Raw genomic sequence first — 7,038 nt, 5'->3', positions numbered from 1 at the left:
CTTTGACGGCTTGCTTGAGTTGTTTGCGGTCCGAGCGGTTCTCATCGACTAAAGCCACAAAAGCCGCATCGCGGATATGATGAGCCAGGGCTTTGCCATTAGGTTCATTCTGCAACCGTACATCGTCCCCGGTTCCTTTTTTAACCCTGCCAGAGCCTTCAAGCAAAGTTGGTCCCCCCCACCGGAAGGAAGCAGGTGATGCCTTAAAGGCTTCTGCATTTTTCTCGATCCGGTTCCAGTCGTCGGGAGAGTTTTCGGAGACATCGGAGCGGGTTTTGTAGGGGCCGGAGGCAGCCCGTTGGCGCCAGATGGTGAGTTCTTCGCGGGTTACATGTAACCCTAATCGCGTCTGAGCCAATAGGTCAGACATAGTGGATATGCATAGCATTACCAATGCTATTAAGCATACAATTCTTCTCTGTTTTAACATAATGCAAAAAGTGTGTCTGCAAAACAGGTCAGAATTCCACTGATGAAAATGCTTAAAAAAATGTTATTGGTACACGTGAGACAATGCGAAGTATTTATTTTTCAAAAAAGATACATTTTGAAGAGAAATTTTACTTATAAAAAATCTTTGCGATCTGTGAATAATAAGTAAAAAGGTATCTTAAACCTGCATAAGGTTTTTTAAATCCTGGGGGGTAAGTGTGCCTAAAGGAGGCCGGTAAAATGCAAAACATTACGCCTGATTATCTACAATTCCTTAAAAATATTTCATCTCTCACAATTCCGCATTTCTAATTTGCGTTTACAAAACTTTTATTCGCCGTATACCCACTTATTCAACTATCCTTTTTATGATTGTGCAATAATTAGCCCTTATACTAAAAATAAATTACTGGATATAAAACAGTAAATTTTGCACTATATGTTCATAATAGGATTGGTTAGCTAGCTAAAAATTGCGTTTTTAAACATAAATATTACATGCCTTACATCACCCTATAAAAGCACTCATCATGCTTAACAAAATCTGGTGCGAAGATAGAATTTCCTTATACAATATTTTTTTGCCATTTGTTACAAAAATTTCGCTTTTTCATGTAAGTTTTTTTTAAGATTTATAAAGTTTACTCAGATACTTTCTAAAAACAGATAGGTATTTTAATAAACATTACATTAAAAACAGATTAAAACAGAAAGTGAAAAATATTGTAAAAACAAGAAACTATTTTTTTGTGGCAAAATAATTTTGTTACCATACTTTATCTGATTCGGAGAAAAAACTTCTTACCAGGGAATCCAACAAAACCTTTAAGATTAAATTTTACGTTTCAAAATAAAATAAGAGAGTTACTTAGCTCTCTCCTCTGTACAACAGTTTCATGCGCTTACAACAGATTTATAAATCGCTAAAATATCCTAACTACCGCCTTTATTTTATCGGGCAATCTATCTCTCTCATTGGTACCTGGATGCAGCGAATGGCTGTAAGCTGGCTGGTATACCGGCTTACCGGCTCTGCCTTTATGTTAGGTATGGTTACGTTTGCCGGCCAGATTCCTACATTTCTGCTTTCGCCATATGGTGGTGTTATTTCCGACAGATACAACCGGTACAAAATACTACTTACTACTCAGATAGCTGCCATGGTACAAGCTGCAGCCCTGGCAGCTATGGTTATATCCGGTTATTATAACATGGCTGCAATTATATTCCTGAGTGTAGTTCTGGGAATTATTAATGCCTTTGATACACCGTCAAGACAGTCGCTACTGGTCGAGCTGGTGGAAGACAAAAAAGATTTACCGAATGCCATAGCTCTTAACTCGTCTGTTATTAACCTGGCCAGGCTGATTGGGCCAACCATTGCCGGAGCAGTTTTGGCTAGTATGGGAGAAGGCGTGTGCTTTTTATTAAATGCAGTTAGTTTCATAGCTGTAATTGTATGCTTGCTTTTGATGAAACTACCACAAGAGGTGTACATAAAACCGGTTAAAAACTTGTGGTCAGACTTCCGGGATGGATACGACTATTTACAAAGGACATATGTGCTGAAAAACATGATTTTGCTTCTGGCATGCATTAGCTTTTTGATGATGCCGTATGCTACCTTACTTCCGGTGGTAGCCAAAGATTTTTTCAACGGGGATGCAACTACGTTTGGGTTACTAAATGGCGTTACCGGTTTAGGCGCCCTTATCGGAGCTTTTCATTTAGCCCTGCTCAAACCAGGGAAGTCTTTAGACAAGATAGTTCTTGGAGCCACCATGGTCTTTGGCATCTCTTTGCTTTTGTTTTCAATAACTTCCTATCTGCCTCTCGCACTGTGCATTATGACTGTTACTGGTTTTGGTATGATGACTTGTATAGCTGGGGGTAATACGTTTATCCAAACGCATGTAGAGGACAAAATGCGCGGACGGGTAATGAGCTTTTATACAATGGCTTTTTTTGGGATGCAACCTTTTGGAAGCTTTCTCTTAGGAATGATCGCTGATTATATAGGTGCCGGCTATACTCTGGCTTTACAGGGAACAGCCGGTTTGCTCATTGGCGTTATTTTTATGTTCCGGTTGTACAAAAACCGATTACCTGCCTCCGCAAAAGAGGAAGTACACGTTATACATGATTAAAGGAAGAATACAAGAAACGTTGATCCCACAAATACTTAGGAAATGGATTATTGTTTATATAAAACCAGCTTTTTGTTAAAAACCAGACTCCCATACTGAATCCGGACAATATACAATCCTGCCGGCTGATGAGTCAGCTTCATTGATACACCTTTAGCCTCTTTACTACTCACATACGTATAGGTCTGAATCAGTTGCCCTTGCGTCGTATATACCTGTATATTCAGAGGTATATGCTCGTCGTCTCCCAGATCAACCTGAAACTCACCATTGCTGGGATTAGGATACAGCAGCACAGGTAATTGATATAATGTCTGCAGTTGATTCAGCATTTCTATGGGCCGGCGCAAGGCAAACAGTTTTATTTCTTCAAGGTTTTGAACCCAGGTAGTATAGGTATCCGGCGAATTCCACCGGTAAATATGCTCCAGCACTTCAGGTGCATAAGTTTGCGTGAAAGATTGTATTTCTTTGATTATACGTCCTGGCTCAAAAGTAGTATTCAGGTGATACATAAATTTCTGTAAAAACAGCGTCCGGAACTGCCTGTTCTGTAAAAGGTTTCTCAGCAGAAAGGTTGATTCTTCGTAGCTTTTGTATTTTAAGTCATTCTCTTCTCTGGAAGAATACAGGTATAGGAATTTGTAAGAATCCTGAATCATGCAGGCATCACAATCAAAAAATACCCATCGCCATTTACCAGCCGGTGTACGCGGTCGCCAAAAGCGCATATTATTATTAGGCCAGTCCCAATTGGCAAAAAACAGATGTGCAATATGGTAATCTATAAAATTAGCTATATCCAGCTGCGTGCTAATATATTGATAGTAGACATCCTCAGCCAGATCATGATTTCGGATATACTGGATCATGTTTGCGTAGTGCTGTCCGTCCCCTTCTATAATTTCGTTGCCATCCAGGCTAAGCCCAAGAAAATCAATACTCTCTGAATCTACCCCGTAATGTTGGGCAAAATAATGTTTATCAAACCGTTCCCGGATATTATGAATGCCCCAGTATTCGCCATTGATAAAAACCACCGAAGGACGGGTGGCCTGTAAATCGAGATTCATGGGCCGGATAAGCGTTTGTATCAGCTCGTCTTTAAATATCGTTTGTGAAAAATCAGCATCCGGCGTACGCAGAATTAATGTTTTAAATTTTTCTATGGCAAGGTCCGGAAACATCTGAAAGTTGAGCCACTCAGCACCATACTCCTCTCGTGCATAAATGCGCACCGATTTTTGCGGATTTTTCCTGGAGCCCCTTCCGTGAATCCGTGCGCCCATTCCTTGTGCAATAGCCCGAGCACCATTTTCATTGAAAAACTCTACGTGAATACTCCGCTCCCACTCTTTGCCACTTGCAAAAAAATTTTCTCCCAGACCATCATTCTCTCCGGAAACATAAATGCCTTTTTTCTTCCCGAAAAAATCGCTCCGGTCGGTAGCTATTGAAAGAATGGGAAATGTGTACCGCTGAGGCATTTTCTCATCAACAAAATAGGTATGGGTTATAACTGGGCCTGCCGGACAAGCGTCTATATAAGCTACTGCCCGGATAACCGTAGCTTTAAATACTTCGCCTTGGGGAGGTTGCCAGGTAGCTACCGTTTCTTCCTCTGAAACATCATTTTTATCTCCTTTCCTACTCTTTACCTGAATTGGACTTGTATATAGCTGGGCATTTTCATCAGGAACGGAGCCATCCAGAGTATAATAAATCCTAGTACCAGGCAAACCTGTAGACAACTGTAAACTAAAGGCTTGCGTAAAAAATCCACCACTTTGAGAAAAAACCAGGGTGTCCTTCCCAGGCTTAATGGTAGCCGTAAGACTTTCATTATTACTCCTTCCGGGAGTAGGCGTAAGTAAATGTGTTTTAGGGTTTGTTCCATCCGGCGTATGTCCATAAGAAAATCCGGAAGGTATACACGTAGAAATATAGTCATCTACGCGTTGCCCAAGTTGGTTATACAAAAAGACTGACTCCCGCCCGGCCCCCAACCGGAAACTGGTATGCAGGTATTTTCCTTCTTTGCGGTCTTTGTCAGAGGCAAATATCAGCAGGTATGCGCCAGGTTGCATAACTATAGCCGGAAAAAGCCATTTATCTATTTCCAGAGAATCATCGGTTATTACCCAGTTTGTCAGATCTACTGGAGTAGTGGAGGCATTATATAGTTCTATCCAGTCGGGTGTATCTCCATCCTCATCTTGTATAGTTTGAGCATTAGAGGTCATCAGTTCGTTTATCACTACCCGCTGAGCATTGCCTTCAGTAGCCAGAAGCAGGCCAACAAGTACACATATATATATAGCACAAATACGTAACCGTTTACTTGAGAGTAGGAACATAGCTAAAGCAGGCAAGTCAATTATAATAATATACCTATCCTGAAGGAAAGCAAATCAAAATTCAGGTTATCTGCATAGGTATGGTCGTCCAGGGTTTTATAGCGGATTCTGGCAAACTGGTGCTTATAATTTACACTAAACAACACTGAGTATTTATCCTGCACATTAAGTTTATAGCCAAATCCCGGGCTGAATAGGATGCCTCCTCTATACGAATAGCCTTCATACCTATATATATTTTTATTTGAGGCCAGTGCATACCCGATTTGTGCGGTGAGAAAAGGGGTAGAATCCTTTTTTTTAAGAAGCCCTTTGAAGCTGGCAAAGATGGGAATGAATCGTTCCTGGTCAAGCCGTTCGTATCCGATGCCCACTCCATAATACACCCGCGTACTCACCTGAAAATCGGCGGTATATTGCCCCAGTAAGCCTGCTTTATAAATAAAGTTATCATTGGATATCTGCCCCCCTATGGTGTATCCCAGCTCCAGTGTATGATGTATGTTTGCACCTTTGCTGTCTTTCTCCTTTTCTTTTTCATCGTCGTCCTGGGCCTGGGCAGGCAAAAAGCTACTAAGGAATAGCAAACTAAGGAAACCCTGGAGGAAGTATTGCCACATGAAGTTAGTATAGAAAGTAAGCGTTTTCAATGTAAAGAAACTTGTAAGCCTGTTTTTATTAATAAATTATTGCCAGCATAATATCCATCACATTTGTCATAGTAGGCCCAGTTGTAATATGACCACCAGCCTGCCTAAAAAAATCATAAGAATCATGCCTGGACACATAGTCTGCAGCAGCTAAATCCATCTGCGCTGCGTTACTGACTGTAAACCCGTCCACTACTGCTCCTGCAGCATCTGTAGGCCCATCTGTTCCATCTGTTCCTGCCGAAAGAATCACTATCTTTTCACCAGGAGCTAGTTGCAGAGCAGCACAAAGAGCAAAATGCTGATTACGTCCTCCTTTTCCATTCCCAGTTACCACGACTGTTGTTTCTCCGCCGGTTAGTAGACAAACTGGCTTAGGAATAGTTATATCGGCTGCTATAGTTCTAGCCTCTTCTACCAACGCATAAGCAGCTTGTGGTGCATCTCCCTGAATATCTGCCCTCCCTATTTTTGTAGTAAAGCCCATAGATTCTGCGGTTTTACCGGCGGCTTGCAAGGCAATTGCATTACTCCCAATAACCTTTGTATTCATCTGCAGAAATAGTGGATCAGCTGGTTTGGGAGTATCTGGAATCTGTTTTTCTAAGCCACGCTGCAAATGTAGGGTGATATTGGTAGAAATATGCTGTTGTAAGTTGTATTTTTCTATGACCTGCCAGGCATCTGCAAAAGTTGAAGGATCTGCTACGGTTGGCCCAGAAGCAATAACATCTACCGGATCTCCAATTACATCGGATAGAAGCAGGCTAACAAGTCTGGCAGGATACACAGCTTTTGCCAGCTGGCCACCTTTTACTGCCGATAAATGCTTGCGGATTGTATTTATTTCTTTGATAGAAGCACCCGATCTTAATAACAGATCAAAACAAAGTTGCATGTCTTCCAATGTACATCCTGGCGGCATATCGGTTAATAAAGCAGAACCGCCTCCGGAAAATAAAGCAATAACAAGGTCACGCGGCGAAATAGTAGCCAGTAATTGAAGCATTCTTTTTGTGCCTTCCACCCCGTTCTGATCAGGTATGGGATGCGCCGCTTCTATAATGGATATATACTTTAACGGCATAGTATGTCCATATTTCACGACTATTACCCCGCCCGCTATCCGGTTTCCTAATACATCTTCTACGGCTTTTGCCATAGCAGCCGTAGCTTTACCAGCCCCAATTACATAAATATGACCAATCTCTGCTATTTCAAGTAACTGATCTCCAACCGTTAAATGGGTTTCTGTTAAGCGAATCGATTGAGTAATTAATGAGTAGGGATGAACAGCCGCTACTGCCTCTAAAAATATACGTGTAGCACTAAGTTTATAATCTACTGGAGAGGTCATTGGGCAGACAGCCGGAAAGTTTAGGCAGGCAGGTAGTCTCCGGCAGCCTGACAAATATACAAATTATCAGGTAATACGCTTTACATAATTGTAGA

At 41.4% G+C, this 7,038-nt stretch carries 5 protein-coding genes; 1 reads left to right on the top strand and 4 read right to left on the bottom strand.

Annotated elements, in window-relative coordinates; all coding sequences use genetic code 11:
* On the bottom strand, nt 1-370 hold a 370-nt coding region (locus tag Q0590_RS31950; RefSeq protein WP_302041730.1), incomplete at its 3' end, for a hypothetical protein.
* A gap of 958 nt (nt 371-1,328) precedes the next feature.
* Between Q0590_RS31950 and Q0590_RS31945 the strand changes: the two genes are divergently transcribed.
* Nucleotides 1,329-2,579 carry an MFS transporter gene (locus tag Q0590_RS31945; RefSeq protein WP_302041729.1) on the top strand — a complete coding sequence of 417 codons (1,251 nt, stop codon included), beginning with the start codon at nt 1,329-1,331 and terminating at the stop codon, nt 2,577-2,579.
* A gap of 47 nt (nt 2,580-2,626) precedes the next feature.
* On the opposite strand, the gene Q0590_RS31940 is transcribed toward Q0590_RS31945, so the two are convergent.
* The 3 genes from Q0590_RS31940 to Q0590_RS31930 are packed head-to-tail and all read right to left on the bottom strand — an operon-like array spanning nt 2,627 to nt 6,943.
* Complete coding sequence (locus tag Q0590_RS31940; RefSeq protein WP_302041728.1) at nt 2,627-4,936, bottom strand: CotH kinase family protein; 2,310 nt, start codon at nt 4,934-4,936, stop codon at nt 2,627-2,629.
* 20 nt (nt 4,937-4,956) lie between these two features.
* Complete coding sequence (locus tag Q0590_RS31935; RefSeq protein WP_302041727.1) at nt 4,957-5,586, bottom strand: hypothetical protein; 630 nt, start codon at nt 5,584-5,586, stop codon at nt 4,957-4,959.
* Between the two features lie 28 nt (nt 5,587-5,614).
* Nucleotides 5,615-6,943: a glycerate kinase type-2 family protein gene (locus tag Q0590_RS31930; RefSeq protein ID WP_302041726.1), complete on the bottom strand. Its 1,329-nt coding sequence runs from the start codon at nt 6,941-6,943 to the stop codon at nt 5,615-5,617.
* Between the last annotated feature and the right edge of the window lie 95 nt (nt 6,944-7,038).

The sequence above is a fragment of the Rhodocytophaga aerolata genome, from assembly GCF_030503435.1.
Taxonomy (GTDB): Bacteria; Bacteroidota; Bacteroidia; order Cytophagales; family 172606-1; genus Rhodocytophaga; species Rhodocytophaga aerolata.
Note: the sequence above shows the minus strand (reverse complement) of the source record. Positions and strands in the feature narration are given on the sequence as shown.